The 17,628-nt window shown below is 68.9% G+C and carries 9 protein-coding genes and 1 pseudogene; 5 read left to right on the top strand and 5 right to left on the bottom strand.

Annotated elements, in window-relative coordinates:
* The first annotated feature begins 3 nt into the window (after positions 1-3).
* Together AC1P0E_RS25975 and AC1P0E_RS25970 are read left to right on the top strand one after the other, a co-directional pair.
* Positions 4-1,806: an ABC transporter ATP-binding protein gene (locus tag AC1P0E_RS25975; protein WP_482744519.1), complete on the top strand. Its 1,803-nt coding sequence runs from the start codon at positions 4-6 to the stop codon at positions 1,804-1,806.
* A 118-nt stretch (positions 1,807-1,924) separates the two neighbouring features.
* A complete protein-coding gene (locus AC1P0E_RS25970) occupies positions 1,925-2,620 on the top strand; it encodes an AfsR/SARP family transcriptional regulator (protein ID WP_482744518.1) in 696 nt (231 codons plus the stop codon).
* A gap of 100 nt (positions 2,621-2,720) precedes the next feature.
* Here the strand turns inward: AC1P0E_RS25970 and AC1P0E_RS25965 are convergent.
* Positions 2,721-2,885: pseudogene (locus tag AC1P0E_RS25965) on the bottom strand (NlpC/P60 family protein); the annotation flags it as partial.
* 350 nt (positions 2,886-3,235) lie between these two features.
* Between AC1P0E_RS25965 and AC1P0E_RS25960 the strand changes: the two are divergent.
* Both AC1P0E_RS25960 and AC1P0E_RS25955 read left to right on the top strand, forming a co-directional pair.
* Positions 3,236-3,628, top strand: coding sequence for a hypothetical protein (locus AC1P0E_RS25960; protein ID WP_482744517.1), 393 nt, complete (start codon positions 3,236-3,238; stop codon positions 3,626-3,628).
* 5 nt (positions 3,629-3,633) lie between these two features.
* Positions 3,634-4,302: a nucleotidyl transferase AbiEii/AbiGii toxin family protein gene (locus tag AC1P0E_RS25955; RefSeq protein ID WP_482745902.1), complete on the top strand. Its 669-nt coding sequence runs from the start codon at positions 3,634-3,636 to the stop codon at positions 4,300-4,302.
* Between the two features lie 351 nt (positions 4,303-4,653).
* Here the strand turns inward: AC1P0E_RS25955 and AC1P0E_RS25950 are convergent, their stop codons facing one another.
* Entirely contained in the window at positions 4,654-10,830 is a 6,177-nt protein-coding gene (locus tag AC1P0E_RS25950; RefSeq protein WP_482745901.1) for a hypothetical protein, read from the bottom strand.
* Between the two features lie 66 nt (positions 10,831-10,896).
* Positions 10,897-13,092, bottom strand: a complete 2,196-nt coding sequence (locus AC1P0E_RS25945; RefSeq protein ID WP_482744516.1) for a hypothetical protein — start codon at positions 13,090-13,092, stop codon at positions 10,897-10,899.
* Positions 13,093-13,494: 402 nt separating this feature from the next.
* On the opposite strand from AC1P0E_RS25945, the gene AC1P0E_RS25940 reads away from it, so the two are divergent.
* A complete protein-coding gene (locus AC1P0E_RS25940) occupies positions 13,495-13,818 on the top strand; it encodes a hypothetical protein (protein WP_482744515.1) in 324 nt (107 codons plus the stop codon).
* A gap of 192 nt (positions 13,819-14,010) precedes the next feature.
* Here AC1P0E_RS25940 and AC1P0E_RS25935 read toward each other — a convergent pair whose 3' ends face one another.
* Together AC1P0E_RS25935 and AC1P0E_RS25930 are read right to left on the bottom strand one after the other, a co-directional pair.
* Positions 14,011-15,351, bottom strand: a complete 1,341-nt coding sequence (locus AC1P0E_RS25935; RefSeq protein ID WP_482744514.1) for a class I SAM-dependent RNA methyltransferase — start codon at positions 15,349-15,351, stop codon at positions 14,011-14,013.
* A 102-nt stretch (positions 15,352-15,453) separates the two neighbouring features.
* Complete coding sequence (locus AC1P0E_RS25930) at positions 15,454-17,505, bottom strand: APC family permease (protein ID WP_482744513.1); 2,052 nt, start codon at positions 17,503-17,505, stop codon at positions 15,454-15,456.
* Between the last annotated feature and the right edge of the window lie 123 nt (positions 17,506-17,628).

Raw genomic sequence — 17,628 nt, 5'->3', positions numbered from 1 at the left:
GACGTGGATACGAACAATGCCGAGGAAGAGGAACAGGACATCGGGCTGAAAGTCCTGCTGCGACTGGCCCGCCCGCACCGGAAGTCCATCATCTTTGGCCTCTTCCTCGGCCTGGCCGGCTCCCTCGGCGCCCTTGCCCAGCCCATGGCCGCTCGCATAATCCTCGACGCGGTCGCCGACAAGAACGGCCTGATGGGGCCGATGCTGACCCTCATCGCCCTCGTTCTCGCCGGCGCTGTCATGTCGGGCCTTCAGCTCTTCATCCTCGAACGCGCCGGGGAGCGCATGGTTCTCGGCCTCCGTCTGCGCCTCATCCAGCGTCTCCTCCACCTCAAGGTGGCGGAGTACGACCGCAGGCAGACCGGTGACCTGCTGTCCAAAGCCGGCTCGGACACCACGCTGTTGCGCTCGGTCCTCACCGCCAATGTCCTCGACGCCCTGCCCGGCGTCGTGACCGTCATCGGGGCGATCGCCCTCATGGTCTACCTCGACTGGATCCTCCTGGTCGTGGTACTCGCCGTCATCGCCGTCGTCACCCTTGTCGTCGCGCCCGCCCTGAGCCGTATCAGGGATTCGACACACACGGCGCAGGAACATGTCGGCCACATGACCTCCTCCCTCGAACGCGCCCTCAGCGCCATTCGTACGGTGAAGGCAGGGGTGATGCAGGACACCGAGGCGGGCCGCATCGGAGGCCACGCCCAGAGTGCCTACACCGCCGGTGTCCGCACCGTGAAACTCGACGCGTTCATCAGCGTCGGCACCGCGTTGGCCATGCAGCTCTCCTTCCTCGTCGTCCTCGGCGTCGGCGGCTACCGCGTCGCCAGCGGCACTCTGCCTGCCGCCGACCTCATCGCCTTCCTCCTCTACGTCATGTATCTCGGCTCCCCGCTCATGGTGATCACCGCCGCGGTGTCGCAGTTGCAGAAGGCGTTCGCGGCCGCCGCTCGCATCATGGAGGCGGACACGATGGACACCGAGTTTCCGGACACCGTCACCGTCACCAGCCCCGAGACGGTGACCGTGACCGAACGCTCACCCCGGCAAGAGGCAGGGCGCGAGGGGTCACCGCCGAGTGTGGAGTTCGACCGGGTCACCTTCACCTACCGCACCGACGAGCCTGTGTTGTCCGAGGTGTCGTTCCGCATCGACGCGGGAATGAAGACGGCGATCGTCGGCCCCTCCGGTGTCGGCAAGACCACCGTTCTCAACCTGCTGGAACGCTTCTACGACCCCACCGCCGGCCGCATACTCCTCGACGGCCAGGACCTCGCCACCCTCCCCCTCAACCCGCTTCGCGCCCGCATCGGGTATGTGGAACAGGCTGCGCCCGTCCTCGCCGGAACCCTCCGTGAGAACCTGCTGTACGGCACCCACCGGGACGTACCGGCGGAGGAGTTGGCGGAGGTCGTCCGCGCTGTGCGTCTCGACCACATCGTGCGCGGTCTTCCCGATGGCCTCGATTCCCCCGTAGGGGAACGCGGTTCACAACTCTCCGGCGGGGAACGCCAGCGTGTCGCCGCCGCCCGCCTCCTCCTGCGCCGCCCAGGCCTCATCCTCCTCGACGAAGCCACCTCGCAACTCGACTCCCCCAACGAGCAGGCCTTGCAGGAGGCGTTCGACGCCGTGGCCGACCGGGCGACAACCATTGTGGTCGCCCACCGGCTGTCCACCGTTGTAGCGTCGGACCGGATCATCGTCCTTGCCGGTGGAGGCGTCCGGTCCGTCGGCACTCACGCCGAACTCATGGACACAGACGAGTTCTACCGGGAGCTGGCCCGCGGGCAGCTTCTGGCGCAGGGCTGAACCACACCATCAACGTGGAGGGCCAGGAAGGCTGACCACCCTGCCGGCCTTCCACGCCGGGGAGTGACCACCCCCGGTATGCACAACACATGGGGGCCGCGTGATCGACATTCAGCTCATGCCGAGTTTTCAATTCACCCGCGATCAGAGACCTCAACCCGTACCCGAGCTGCCACGCACCGCGATCATCCTCGTCGCTCTGGAACGGCATCCCATGCCGCGTGCCGCACTCGCGGCCCGCTTATGGCCCGACGTGCCGGAGGTGCCGCGCCTGAAACGACTGCGGAACCTGCTGTGGCGAATCAACCACATGTTCCCCCACGAAGCGGTACTGACCGTCTCTCAGGGCCGCGTCGGCCTCTCCCGGGAGGCAGGGAGCGTGGACCTGTACACCGCCTGGGACGTTGCCGACTCCGTCCTCCGTCAAACCCTGTCGAAGCAGGAGATCGCGGATTCGCCGCCCGAGCGGTGGCAGCCGTTGAAGACACCCGTCCTCGTCGGCGAGTCGTCGGACGAGGTCCACACACTGCAGACGGAATGGAACCACACCCGTCTCCTCGCCCTCGACGCCCTTGCGGCGGTCCTTCTCGCCGCTGACAACACGCTCCTGTCGATCGAGATGGCAGTCGCTGCGACCAAGATCGACCACCTCCACGAGTCCCCTTACCGGACCGTGACCGCCGCGTTCCTCGAACGCAACGACAACGCCACCGCATGGCGCGTGTATCAGGAGTACGCGCGGTTCATCGGCACAGAACTGGACCTCACCCCGAGCGACGAATACCAGGCACTGGCAGCCCGCATCAAAGTCTGATCACACCTCCGGCCACCCGCCTGAACCGCGCAGACGCGTGCGTACGTACGCCTGCCCTGCTTGAGCCGCCCACCCCGCCCTGCCCACGCCGGCCGGGTCGCCCCGCGAACGGCATCCGGCCGATCGGGGCCACCCGGACCGGCGCGCCGGGGCGCGGGGCGTGGATCCTCTGGCCGTTGCCGATGCAGAGGCCAACGTGGCTGATGCCGGAGCAGAGGAAGACGCCCGCCTTCCAGGCCGCCTGCGTCAGGCCCGAGCAGTTCCAACATCAGAATTCCGCCCGCAACGCCCGCACCGCACGTAAAGCACACCCACGAAGCCGCAGGTCAGTCGTCCTTCTTCACCGGCTCCAGAATCGCCACGCACTCCACGTGGTGCGTCATCGGGAAGATGTCGGCCTGGGCGAGTCACAGAAAAGCCCAGGTCAGAGCCGGATATCGACTCTCTGTTCCGGGTGCCGGCGCCCAGAGCGTCATGACCAACAGTCCATCCCTCCTCTTCGGGCGGAAGAGGCCGCCACGACCAGCTCACCTGCACAAGCCCGCTCCCGCTCGCTCTGGACGCAGGCTCGAACATCATGACCCGCACCGCTTCTCAGACCGCCATAATGGAGTCATGCCCTCCAGCTCACAGCCCGCCTCACCCACGCCGAGCGACATCTCGGGCGCAGTCGCCGAGGACCTCGCGCTGTACCGGGAGAAGTTTCGGCTCCGGCTGCCGGAGTCGCTAAACGAGTTGCATGGCCCGACCCAGGGGGTCGTGGAGCTGCCACTGCACATGGCTTGGTCGGGGATGACCTCGTACGACATGAGCAAGCCTCGCCAGCGCATGGGCCTGTACCGCACTGTCCTGCACGAGGGTCTGCGCGATGACCTGCCCCGGTACCTCAACCAGGATCTGCTCCTCCAGTTGTGGCCGGTGCTGCGAACACTCGTCGGCCGTACCGTGCGCGCCGTGTGGGAAGACGCCTTCCCTAAGCTGGCGTCCCGCACCCGGGCGGCCGCGTGACAGACATGCCGGAGCTGCACGCACGGCTCCTGGCGGATGTGATCGCTCTCGGCTCCCCGTATCCCCTGGTTCTCACCGGCGGGTATGCCGTGCGGGCGCACCGCCTCGTGAACCGCCCGAGCCAGGACCTCGATGTCGCCACCGAGAACCCGGCGCCCATGGCCGACATCGCCGCCACGCTCCGCGCCGGCCTGGAAGCCCGCGGCTGGAAGGTGCACGCGCTGGAGACCGCCCCGCTGTCCGCCCGCTTCACCGTGACGGACCCGGCCACCGGGCAGGAATGTGAGGTCGACATTCTCAAGGAGATCTTCTGGCGGCCGGTCACCCAAAGCCGGTACGGGCCCGTCCTCGCGGAGGAGGACGTGATCGGGACCAAAGTCCGCGCCCTCGCCGACCGCGGGGCGCCCCGCGACCTGATCGACGTGTTCGCGGCCTCCCGCCGCTGGAGCAATGCCGAGCTCGAGGAGTTCGGCCGCCGCCACGCGCGTGGCCGCTTCGAGCGTGAGGATCTGCAGTCGAACCTCACGGGCGCCGAGTGGACCGACGACGAAGCCTTCACTGCCTACGGCCTGGACGAGGCCACCATCAGTGCTCTCCGCACATGGGCCTTGGAGTGGGCCGAAGACCTCGCGTCCCGGCTCCTTGAAGAGGCTGGTGATCCGGACATCGACTGATCGCGTCCGGACGAGATCACAGCTGCAAACGAGGTCGCGAGCTTGTCACACCAAGCACGCCGGGCAAGCTGCGGCCCCATCGGGGCGGGTGACCAACTGGGGTCATCCCTCGTGCGCGCCTATGAACCTGGTCTCCAGGGCCTCGGCTGTAGTGAAGGCGGCATGAACAGGGCAGAGCGTCGCGGGGATACGTACGTCGGGTCCGGCGTCAGCCGAACGCGCGGCCCGTCATGGGACGGCCCTGGCAGTCCAGAGTCTGCCTCGCCGTGTCCGGTCGGTTATCGGCAAGGCGACCGTGGAAGGCGACCGGCCGCCCGGACATGCGGGCGGCCGGACCGGTGTCACGCACCGTCACATGCGGAACGCCACGCACTGGCGCAACAGCGGTTCCAGGCGCAATTGGGTGTCCTCGTGGTCGAACACCTGAAGAGCGTCGAGGCAGTTGACGATCCACCGCCCCTCGTCCTCGATCTTGAGCGCCACAGCAGTCACCGCGGCCTCCAGATCGAAAGGGCCGTCCTTGAACTCGTCGTCGAGGGCCCGGTACCCGGCGGCAAGCAGCGGGTCCGCGTACACGCCGGTCGCCTCGGCCAAGGCCCGGGCCTCGGCCCGGTCCGTGCGTAGGTTTGCCAGGCGGCGCAACACCTCGTCGGGGTCGCCCAGTTCGCCATGCAGGAGATGTGCTCGGCTGACCAAGAGCGGCCAGCCGCCGGTCAGCTCGTGGAGACGGTCCAGGCGGTCCTCCGTGTGGAACATGTTGACACGCTGAGTCCAGCCCCGCAGGCTGCGGCGGTCGTGACGGCGCAGGACCACCGGGGCGGCCGAGGTGGGTTCGGTTCCCGTCAGTAGGGTCCGCCACAGGGCCAGTTGGTTGGTGTCGGTGACGAGGACGACCGCGCGGGTGACTCCCGGGGTGACGGGCAGCAGCATCTCGGCCAGGTCGACGGCCTCCCGGCACGTCTCAGGCCGCACCGGGTCCCGGTAGTTGACGAAGTCACTGATGACGACACGTCGTTCGCGAGGGCGCCCTCCGGTGAGCTCCTGCTTGTAGACGCTGGGCTTGCCGACGGGCGGCAGCGTCCAGCCATCGATCGGTCCGGCGATCGTACGCAAGGTCCGGGCGACGTCGGTGACTCCGGTAGCAGATGTGCCGAGGACGACCCTGGTCCGGCTGGACCGCTCGCCCAGGAGGTCGTCGAGCTGAGTGTTGGTCAGCGGAGCCGGCTGGCCGTCGGGGAGTTCTGGGCGGCCTTCCTGCACGATGCTTTCCTGGAGTTCACAGTCCTGTTCGGCCCTGAGCAGGCGGGCCTCCACCTCGTGGGAGGTCCCGATCATGCGCAGGGCGTTGGGTCCGCGCAGATGCCAGCCCAGGCCGTCGTGGTTGGGCGCGAGGATACCGAGGCCGACCATCTCGGAGAGGTACGCGCGGAAACCCTCGGTGTCGAGCTGTTCGAACCCCATGCGCCAGTATGTCTCGCACTCCTCGCGCAGCTCGGTGTCGCTCAGCCGCACCTCAAGGCCGTGATGGCGGGCGTGGTACGCCAGCACGTTGGCGATCACGTCGTAGCGGTGGTCAAGGCTCAGCGTGTCCTTGAAAGCCGCCGAGATGCCGTCTCTGAGCGCGGCGTCCGACTCCACGACCTCGATGTCGGTCACCTCTACCTCATAAGGGGGTCCCTCGGCTCCGCGCCGCGCCCGCTTGCGGTGCATCAGCTCGACCAGCCGGTGCCCGAACATCTGGAGCAGGAAGGGCTGGTAGGAGCAGTAGCCGAGCACCCGGTTGACGAGATCGAGGTTCTTGAACTCGAACCCGAGCGCCCGCATCGGCTCGACCAGCAGCTCGGCCGCGGACTGGGGAGCCAGCGGACCGATCACCTTCGGGGTCTGCGCGAGGTGGCCGAACGGCCCGTTGCTCGCGAGTTTGGAGAAGCGCTGCACGGAGTGCAGTCCGGCGAAGACGACCTTGGCGCGGTCCTTTGTGTCGGACCCGAGGCCCTTGAGTTTCTTGGTCTGATCGAAGCGCGGGGCGTCCGCCTCGAAGAACTGGTCGCACTCATCGAGCAGGACCAGCAGACGGCGGCGCGAGTCCCCGTCCAGCCATGTGCGGATGCCGACGCGTACCCGCTCGGAGATCTCCTGCCGTTTCCTTCGCCCCTGCGGCCGGTCGTCGAGTACCTGCGCCTCGGTCAGCTCCCGCTCCAGGACGCTCCACAGCGTCACCGGACCGAACGAGCTGCCTTTGCCGATGTTCTCCTGGTCGAGGTTGACGTACACCGCCTGGTGGTAGCCGGGGCGTTGCTCCGTGAACCGTTCCCCGGCGTCGGCGAGCAGTGCCGACTTACCGAGTCCCCGGCCGCCGTAGATGACCTGGGTGCCGCGCGGGTCGAGGATGCTCTTGCGTTCGGCGTCACGGCCGTAGAACATCTCGCCGCCGATCCGGCCGCGCTTCTCCCTGATGTACGGGTTGACGCCCGAGAAGGGCAGCAGTGTCTGCGTGGCGGTGCTGACCTGGCGATTGCCGCGGGCAGCGAGATAGGCGAGGGCGGCGTCGTCCACGACCAGCAGCGGCTGCAACCGGCTTGAGCCGACAGCGAGTTCGACGCGGGCCTCGCGGCTCAGCGTGCCGAAGTAGACGACGAGGAGGCTCGCATCGCTGGTGTCGCGCTCTGCCCAGCTCATGACGACCTTGGCAGGCGGTTTGCCCCAGACCATCATCACCCGCAGGTTGCCGCCCTGCTCCCTGATCTGTGAGCCGAACGCGGGCGCCTTCGCCCTGCCGTTGATCTCCACTCCGGTAGCTTCGAAGAGACGGTATTCCCGCCGGTGCTGGGACCTGTCGTCAAGCGGCCTGGCGCTCTTGGCGTCGTACCCGAGGAGCTTGAGGAGCGGGGGCACCTGTCTCGTCGGAGCCACTTGGAGCCGGTCCTTCCGCTCGACGGCGGCCAGCGCGCGCCACTCGTCGAGGGCCTCGGCCGCGAGTGCCGCCTCGTCTGTGGAGAGGCCGCCGTAGTCCAGGACGGGAAGCGTCGGATGCTTACCGCCGGACCGGACCAGTTCGACGAGGTCATGGTCGATGCCTCCCGGCAGGCCGTCGGGCACAGCCGGGAAGAAGTCGGGCAGGTGGGACTCGCCTCCCTCGATCTCCGGGACGGGTTCGCCGATTTCCAGGAAGTAGACGAGGTCGGCGGCGGTAGCCAGGTCGTTCGTCTCCAGGCGCCGCAGCACCTGGGCCCGCTCCTCCGCGGTGGGGTCCAGGGCATCGAGCCGGGCGCGGATCCGGTCGGACGCTTGCTGCCGGAAGGCGGGCAGGTCACTTCGCACCGTGTCGAGCGCCCGCCGCACGTCCAGCAGGTCGTGCCGGTCGCCGCCTTCGAGGCGGTCATGGGCGTCGGCCAGCAGCTCCTGTAGGCCCAAGTCCTGATCCTCGGTCACGGCACCGTCGGCCTGCGCGCGGTGCACCTCGGCGACGAGTTCGGCGTGTGTCTTCCGCAACTCCGTGCGCCGGACGGCTTCCCGGTCGTCGATCTCAGCGTCCGCGGGCGGGACGAACTCACCAGCCCGGGCGGCGGGCAGCAACTCTTGTCCGGCCAGCTCTACGATGCTACGGACCGCGGTGAAGGCGTCGTGGGAGAGTCGCTCGTCGAGGGCGTCCTGCCAGCTCCTGTCGACCGCGGTCAGCAGCTCGTCGAGCGACGGCCGCTCGTCACAGGTGTCACACACCTTCAGCAGTTCCGCGTCCAGGACGATTTCTGGGTCGACCGGAGCGCCGGAACGCCTGGTCACGGTGCCACCAGCCAGCATCGCGAACAGTTCCTCCATTGATGCGCGGGCCGCCCAGGCCGTTGCGGCGGCGATGGCGCCCGCGCGCCGCGCCATCTGCTCCAGCTCGCTCAGCGCAGCCTCCCTGCCGTCCAGCAGGGACTGGCGCAGGGAGGAGATCTCCTTGGCCGCCCGGTTGCCGTCGGAACGGTGGCCGCGACGGGTACCTTCGACCGCCAGGCACCACTCCTTGACCAGGCTGACGGCGCGCTCCACCAAGTGCACCAGATCATGCCGCCCTGAGCCCTGCAGCGGCTTGCCGCTGGGCGAGCGGTGTCTGCGGTCCATGCGGTCGATCTCGCTGTTGACCTCGGCCAGTTTCGCCAGCCGCTCGGCCTGCTCCCGCACCCGCTGTATCGCGTCGCGGTTGTCGCCGACGACGGTCATGAGCAGCGATCCGAGCATCCCGTCGTCGGGGGCGAGCCAACGCTTGGCGATCTCCGTCGCCCGCGCGAACCGCAGCCTCTGTGGCACGAGCAGGGCACGGCTCTGCTCACGCAGCTCCCGCAGCCGGACCTCCGTCTCAGCGACGTCGGCGACCAGCGGGGAACCGATCATCAGGGCACCGCTGAGGGCACGGTCCGCGACGGTGGTCGCCGCCTCCGCGAGCCGGTCCGGGAGTCGGGGTGCCAGCGCCTTGAGCTGAGCGCCTGCCGAGTGGTCGCCGGTGATCAGTGCGGTACGCAGCAGGGCAGGTAGCACGAGGAGTTCGTTGCCCTCGGTGTGGTGGCCCGCGTATCCGCCGTACTGCTGGAGCAGGTCCGCCGTCAGCCGGGCGCCCTGGCTGTCACCGGATGTGAGCAGCGCGGCGCCACCTGCCAGGCGGAGCGCCGCCACTTGGGGCTCGGGGTGGCCGGTGGCCCGCGCCAGATGGTGGGCGAGTCCAAAGCGTCGATCCGCGACCAGCTGCGCCAACGCCCGCTCGGCTACGGCGTCGTCGGAGGCGTCACCCACGGCTGGCCCCGCTTCCCGGACGGGCGTGTCCTCCTTGAGACAGGTGGTAGGTGCGGCGGACACCGAGACGGGCCCGCCCGGGCCCGTGAGGGGTGCCGGGTCGCTCGCGGCGGGAGGCGTGGCATGCGCATCGGCAGCGTGGACCGGCTCCCGGGCCGTTGTCAGGGCGGGCGCTTCCGGGTCCGTGAGCGGTACCGGGTCGGTGTCCGCAGGTGGCGCAGCCTCTGCGTCGTGGGCATAGGCCGGCTCAGGGGCCGTCGCGGCTTCCGGCTTGGAGGCATGCTCGGGCGCGGTCTCCTTGGTGGATCGGCCAACGCTCTCCGCCGTTTGCCCGGCCGGCGGTACGGCCGCGTACTCCACGGTCGTCTCGGCGTCGGCGCGCTGAGGGGTTCCGTCCGCCCCAGCCCCCGTGGGTTCGCGGCCGGCGTCCTCCGGCTGAGCCAACGTCAGCTCTGGGGCCATGACCACCGCCATGGCACACGTAGGCAGCACCCGCACGACCTGCTCTTGCAGAACCAGGATTTCCGCCGCGGCCTCCGCCTGTCGGCCCAGCCTGATGAGCCGGGCCAAGGCGGCCAGCGCTGCGCTTTCCTCCCGTTGCGGCTCCTCCCACACCGGTGTGTCCAGCAGGCGGCGGGCCGCGCCGCGCACGGCCTCAGCCGCAGAGGCGGCAGCGGCGGAGCTGTCCGAGCGGGGGGCGACATCCAACAGTTCCCGCAGTGGCTCCCGTGCCCGGAGATCGCGCTCGTGCGCAGCCCGGTGCGCGCGTACGGCGCACGTCATATCCTCCATGCGGCGAGGCACCCCCTCGATTCCCGCCGTGCGGAGCACCGCGTCGACGCGGTCGAAGGCGGCACCTAGCGCGGCCAGCGGGGCCAGGTCCTCCTCCTGCGGGGGGCAGCCGTCCCGGATCGCACTGGTCACCTTCTCCGCGGCTTGCCGGGCTTGCGCGAGGGCCGACTGCAACTGTCGGCAGGCCGATTCCGGATCCGTCCCCTCATCGGTTCGGGCGCTGTCGGACGCCGTCGCGGTCGTCTCGTGAGAGGTGCGGGGGCCGGGTACCACGATCCCGGGAGTGGGGGTAAGTGTGCTTGGCCGGTCGGCGACGGCAGCGCGCACAGGATTCCCGTCGCCCGCGACCGGCGGTTCGTCGCCTTCCGCTGCTCCGGGGGCGACGTCCGGGTTCGCCTCCACGATGGACCGCGCCGCGGCACCGACAGCGGCGAGCTGAGCCGTCTCCTTGTCATCGGCCGTCACCGCGAACCAGTCCTGCTCCGCCGCCCACGCGAGGATGTGGGCGTCGGTGACGGAGGCGTTGCACCACGCGAACACCGTGGCCCGGACAAGCGTCGCACCCCACCGGGCAACGGGGTCGGAAACCGTCTCGCCGTCCTGCGCGATGACGAAGCTGCCCACCTGATTCATCACGGTGACCGTGAGTTCTTTGATTCCACATGTGCAGGTGTGCTGCCGTGCCTCACGCCGCAGCCTGGCGAGAACGTCCTGGCACAGGGCGTTGCTCACCCGTCGGGGGGCCGCTATGCGGATGCCCAGCCTGCCGAGCAACGCCTGCCGTTCCTTCGGACGCAGGGAGTTGAAGGCCAGTTCCACCATGTCGGCCGTGAGGTCGTTGAGGGCGGTGACGGCTGGGTGGTCCAAGGCGTTGAGCGCGGCGGCCAGGCCTTCGAGGTCCTGGGCCGAGACGCTCGACGGGGACCACGGCGGCCCCGTGACGACGCGGTAGCGGTCCTGCATGTACGCGTACTCCATTTCTGTGGACACCAAGGAGTCGGGAGAGGCTGGCCGGACCCGCGTGATGAATCAGCGGCCGCGCGTGTGCTCGGTGACGAACGTGTATCCGTAGGGCAGTTCCCAGCCGTCCGCCTTGCCGAGCCTGCGGCAGTGCTCCCGAAAGGCCGCACGCTGAACGACGCTGGGCACGCACCCCGGTCGCAGGCGGCGCAAATGACCGGGGACGAACTGGATCCCCCGAAGCCCCTCGCCGCCCGGTTCGGTGCCGCCCCAGGGACGTATCACCCGCGGCCGCGCGGGGCGGTAGCCGATGAGAGGAATGGTCCGCTGTCCGTCGCGCGGCGGGAAATGAGGCTGACCCCAGGCGTCTCGGCTGCCGAGCGCCGGTTCCAGAAGCCGTTCCGCGAGCAGTTCCGCAACGGCCGATTCCAGGGCGGCGGCCTGTGACCGGGCCGGCCGACGCCCGTAGACCGCGCTCGGCAGGACCGAACGGTCCATAAGGGCATGGCCGTCCAGGGTGAGCAGACCGCAACGGCGCACCGTGCGCATCACCAGCTGCCGGGGGCCCAGTCCGACCGCGCTGTCACCGTGGCGGTCACTTCCCGGGACGTCCTCCCTGGTGAGCACACGAGGGTCATAACAATGCCCAGTGTCACGGTCGCCGACCAGCACGCGCTGCTCGAGCGACGTCGTGGCCATGCGGATCACCGAGCCGCCGCGGAGGCCGCGCAGCTCAAGCATCAGGCCGGGGAAGAAGTCGCCGGGCCAGACGATCCCGGTCAAACGGCCCGAAGTGTCAACGAGTTCGGCGATGACGCCCTGCACTGCCTCCTTCTCGTCCAACGCCTCGCCAGCATGGTTGAGTTCGAGGCGAACCGTGGGGCGCTCACCATGAGACCGGCGAAGTTCCTCGACGACGTACGGATGTAAGGGAAACCAGCCGTCGATGAGCTGGGACAGCCGCAGGGGTGCCCGCCAGACGATCTCCTGTGCGTCGCTCCGGAGGAGTTCACCGGTGCCGAGAGAGGCGTCGTCGCCCAGAGGCAGATCGACCGGGGCCAACTCTGTTTCCGGCTCTGGCTCCGATGTCGCGGGCAACGTGGACGTCCAGCCGCGTCCGGCCGGGGCCAGGGGATCTCCGTGCGCTTTTGCGTCACCGGGATGATGGGACCGCCACACGCCTCCGCCCTCGAAGGCGTCGTCGAGCGTGATCCGGGAGCCGTTCTCGAACAGGCCCTGGTCGCTGTCTCCTTGGACGACGTCGGCGAGGGCCACGTTCGCCCGGCACACCGCTGCGGCGTACCCCACTCCCCTGAGCACTTCCGTCGCTCCCGGGAACCCGCGAAGCCGCGGTCCAACCGCTGTGTACACGGTGACAGGCGTGGTGAGGCCGTAGCGGCGCCTCCCCGGGGTGGCCGCGCGTTCGACCGCTGCGGCAAGCGACCTGAGGTCGTCGCCGCCCAGCGGCCCGGTGTCCCGCCAGCAGTCCGCGAGGGAGCTCCGGGTCATGGTGTAGTCACGCCATGTGCGTAAGACCGCACTGGAGTTGAGCGCACCCTTCACCGTGCCAAGGAGACCGTGCAACCCCGCTCGCAGGTCGTCGTCGTGCGCGCTGCCCACCAGTGCAGCGAGGGACACGGGGACGAAAGGGCTGAGCAGTTGCTCCCGTGCCGTCGTCAGGAGATGCTCCGCATAGGCCGTCAGGTCGTCGCGCCATGCCGCCTCCGGAGACGGGTAGCAGACGTAGACGACGACATGCCCGTCCTCGTTGATCCAGCGCCGGCGCGTGCGTAAGCGGAGGAGCTGGGCCGATGACAGGCTCAGAGCCGGGCCGAAGGCATGGAGATCCGGGACCAGGAGCTCCCTTCGCCGTGGCGCGGCGCCGCCTCCCGGCCTCCCTGGACCCTCGGCCCCTGCAGGCGCCCCCGACACCCAGGCGGGTACGTCACCGAGGGTGCCCGCCTCTGGGTGGGCACCCTCCCGATAGACGATCTCGGCGTACAACGGGTCCGACCCGGTGGCGACACACACCATTGCACCGACCGGGAGCACGGGGGCGCACTCGCCGAAGGTGATCACAGGGAAGTCGTCGAGACAGAGCGGGCTGCCGCCGTAGCCGTCGCCGCCGAGGTCGTACCCGAAGTACACGGCGTTGAAGGCAACGGCAGTGTGCACGGGCGCCGGGCGGGCCACGACAACCGCTTCCAGATAGCGCCGCAACCGATCCCGTTCTTCGTCGGGTACGGCGTCATAGCCTTGCGTCATTGCAGAGGTCAACAGAGGCCGGTCACCGTACGGATGAGGCACGAGCGCCCTATCGCGGGGCGTCGATGACACCTCCGGCCCCCCACGTTCGTCAACCGTTGCTGCTACATACGGGTCCCCACCCATGACACCTCCGCCGCGCTTCAGACCGCTGCGGTCTGACGTGCGGTAATTCCCGCAGGGTACGCCGACACGGAACATTCCGGAAGCACTTTCGTCACTTTGCGATGATGGGCAGTGACTCATATCGGGCACACCCGCGTGCCGACATCAGACCGAGCTCAGATGGCAGGAGCTGGGCAGGTCAACGTCCTTTTCACCAGCACTTGGCAGCTCGCGGAAGCCACAGCCATCGCCTCACCTCAAAGGGCAAGATGGCCTGGCACTTCCAACTGCGCGTGGATGACCCGCGCCCTGACCCGGTATGTCGCCAAGGTGCACACCCGACCGCTGTTCGTCGTCGTGCTGGCCCCCGCGATCGCGGTCGTGCGGGCCAGAGAGGCCGCGCGCCCGAAGGCCGGGTACGGCGCCTGGACGGCCGAGGCACTCGACCACGCCTTGCGGGCGGAGACTCCGCGCATCGGGCTCCGGCTCGACACCTCGGAGCACACGCCGACACTGACGGTCTCAGTGTTCTCGACAACCTCCCGGCCGCACCTCTGGAGAGCGGCTGACCCACGTCAACACGCAGCCCGGCTGCCGAAACCGGCCAGCAGCCAGCCATGAACCAGCAGCACTCGAATCGCAGCTGACACCCCATCAGGACGTGCGTCATCCGTGCGTCAGGAATCGCTGCCGCCCGCGCGCAAACCGCCACCGGAGCACCGGAAACCGCAGCTCAGGCAGCGTTCTCCACGTCCACCTGTTGCGACCACCGGAAACAGGTTGAACCGACGGTCATTCCCCAAAAACTGCAGGTCAGACGCCCTCTCGGACCGGCTCCAGAATCGCCACGCACTCCACGTGGTGCGTCATCGGAAACAGGTCGAACGCCCGCAGCGTGCGCGGCTTGTAGCCCGCCTCGCGGAAGTACGCCAGGTCCCGGGCCAGCGCCGCCGGGTCGCACGCGACGTACGCGATGCGGCGGGCGCCCAGCGACGCCAGGTGCTTCACCGTCTGCTTGCCCGCGCCCGCGCGCGGCGGGTCCAGGACGATCAGGTCGGTCTCGGTGATGCCCGTGCGCGGCAGCACCTGCTCGACCTTGCCCTGCTCGATGCGTACGTACTCCATGTCCTGCAGGTTGTGCCTGGCGTCCTCGACCGCGCGCTTGGAGGTCTCGATGCCGAGCACCGCGCCCTTGTCGCCGATGCGTTCGGCGATCGCGCCCGCGAAGAGGCCCACGCCGCAGTACAGGTCGAGCGCGGACTCGCCCTTCCTCGGCATCAGGCCCTGCATGACGGCCTTGATCAGGGTGTCGGGACCCTGCGGGTGGACCTGCCAGAAGCCGCCCATGCCGACGCGGTACGTACGGCCGTCCGCCCGCTCGCGCGTGAAGGCGCGGCCGTGCACCCGGTGTACCCCGCCGTCCTTCTCCTCGACGCGCAGGACCGAGACCGGCTTGTCCAGCTCGACGAGCGGGAGCCGGCCGCCGGGCTGCGGCGTGAGGACGACCTGGCGGTCGTTCGAGCCGGTGGCGGCGATCGCCTCGACCGACGCCATCTGGGGCCAGTCCTGCTTCTCGATGCCCAGCTCGCTGACGCCCGGTGCGGCGATCATGCAGTGGTCGATGGGCTGTACGTCGTGCGAGCGGTGCTTGCGCAGTCCGGCCCGGCCGTCGGAGTCGATGGCGTACTGCACGCGCGTGCGCCACGCCGGCACCTCGCCCTGGGGCAGCTTGTCGCCGGGGGCCGGCATGACGGTGCCGTCCCAGCCCGCCTCCTCCGGCGTGAGGCCGGCGAGCCGCATGAGCTGCTCCGCGACGACCTCGCCCTTGAGCCGTCGCTGGGCGCCCGGCTTGGCGTGCTGCCAGTCGCAGCCGCCGCACATGCCGGGTCCGGCGTACGGGCACGGCGCCTCGATGCGGTCCTTCGACGCCTCTATGACCTCGACCGCGTCGGCGCGCAGGTAGCGGGAGGTCTCGCCGCCGTCCGTCACGCGGGCGCGGACCTTCTCGCCGGGCAGCGTGTGCCGTACGAACAGCACCCGGCCCTCGTCGGTACGGGCGATGCAGTGACCGCCGTGGGCGACCGGGCCGACCTCGACCTCGTACTCGGTGCCGACAAGGGAGTTGTCGGCCGTTTCCTTGGATTCTGACTGCATGACGGGGTGGCTCCAGAGATCAAAGGGGTACGGCCGGACTTCAGCCCACCAGTCTACGTGGGTGTCGTCCGGCCGTTCACCACAGCGAAGTGAGAGGAGGTGTCAGCGCTTGGCGCTGGGCTCCTTCGGGCGGCGGTCGTCCACCGGACCCCGCCGCACCGCACCGGGCGCGTTCCAGTCCTGGCGCTTCTTCGCCCGCGCCTTCGCGAGCTCCGACGACTGGAGCTGGTACGGCACCGAGGTCACCATCACACCCGGCGTGAACAGCAGCCGGCCCTTGAGCCGCAGCGCGCTCTGGTTGTGCAGCAGGTGCTCGTACCAGTGGCCGACCACGTACTCCGGGATGTAGACGCTGATCGCGTCCCGCGGGCTCTCCCGCCGCAGGCTCTTCACGTAATCGATGATCGGTCGCGTGATCTCGCGGTACGGCGAGTCCAGGATCTTCAGCGGCACATTGATGCCGCGCCGCTCCCACTCCTCCTTGAGCGCCTTCGTCTCGGCCGGGTCGACGCTGATGCTGAGCGCCTCCAGCCGGTCGGAGCGCGTCAGCTTGGCGAAGGCCAGCGCCCGCAGCGTCGGCTTGTGGACCTTGGAGACCAGGACGATGGAGTGGACGCGCGAGGGGCGCACACTGTCGTCGGACGGGCCCTCGTCGGCCGCGATCTCCTCGGAGACGCGGTCGTAGTGCTTACGGATCGCGCTCATCGTCCCGTAGAAGATCACCATGCCGAGCAGCGCTACCCACGCGCCGTGCGTGAACTTGGTGGCCAGTACGACGACGAGCACCAGGCCCGTGAAGAAGGCGCCGAAGGTGTTGATCGCGCGCGAGCGGATCATGCGGCGCCGCTTGGCCTGGTCCTTCTCGGTCCTCAGGTGGCGGTTCCAGTGCCGGACCATGCCGATCTGGCTGAGCGTGAAGGAGACGAAGACGCCGACGATGTAGAGCTGGATCAGCTTGGTCGAGTCGGCGCCGTAGATCCAGACGAGCAGGATGGCCGCGCCCGCGAGCAGCACGATGCCGTTCGAGAAGGCGAGGCGGTCGCCGCGGGTGTGCAGCTGGCGCGGCAGGTAGCGGTCCTGCGCGAGGATCGAGCCGAGCAGCGGGAAGCCGTTGTACGCCGTGTTGGCGGCCAGGAAGAGAACGAGCGCGGTGGCCGCCGCGAGCAGGATGAAGAAGAACGTGCCGTCACCGAACACGGCGGCCGCGACCTGCGAGATCACCGGGTCCTGGACATAGCCCGCGCCCACGGCGACGCCATTGTGGATCAGATCCTTCGCCGGGTTCTCGGCCATCTTCACGTCGGTGGCCATGGCGAGCCCGATGATGCCGCAGAACATCGTGACGGCCAGAGCGCCCATCAGGGCGAGCGTCGAGGCGGCGTTCTTGCTCTTCGGCTTGCGGAAGGCGGGCACACCGTTGCTGATCGCCTCGACACCCGTGAGCGCCGCACAGCCGGACGAGAAGGCGCGCAGCAGCAGGAAGACGAGGGCGAAGCCGGCCAGGCCCTGGTGCTCGGGCTTGATCTCGAAGTCGGAGGTCGGCGCGTGCATGGTGTCGCCCATGACGACGGAGCGGTACGCACCCCAGGCGATCATGATGAAGACGCCCGACACGAAGACGTACGTCGGGATCGCGAAGAGCTTGCCCGACTCCTTCACACCGCGCAGGTTCATGAGCGTCAGCAGCACGATTATGCCGATGGCGCACAGCACCTTGTTCTCGACGACGAAGGGGATCGCCGAACCGAGGTTTTCCACTCCCGACGAGATCGACACGGCGACCGTGAGGACGTAGTCGACGAGCAGGGCGCTGGCGACGGTCAGTCCCGCCTTGGGGCCGAGGTTGGTGTTGGCGACCTCGTAGTCGCCGCCCCCGCTCGGGTAGGCGTGCACGTTCTGGCGATACGAGGCCACCACGGTGAACATGAGCACCACGACGGCGACCGCGATCCATGGGCTGAAGTGGTAGGCCGACACACCCGCGATGGAGAGCACCAGAAGTACTTCTCCCGGTGCGTACGCCACGGATGAGAGCGGGTCGGAGGCGAAGACGGGAAGTGCGATGCGCTTGGGGAGGAGGGTTTCTCCCAGCCTGTCGCTGCGCAGCGCCCGGCCGATCAGGATCCGTTTGGGCACGTCGGTCAGTTTGGACACGGAGAGGATCGTAAGCGTTCGAAAAGGACACCGCCCAACCACCACCCCCACTTTTACGGAACCTGAACGCGCGGCTCAGGCCGGACGTGATCGATGGCACGTTCGGCGTTGCCGCTACGGTGG

This window comes from Streptomyces sp. TRD_SC_5 (assembly GCF_056836825.1).
This window is presented reverse-complemented; position numbering and strand designations above follow the sequence as displayed.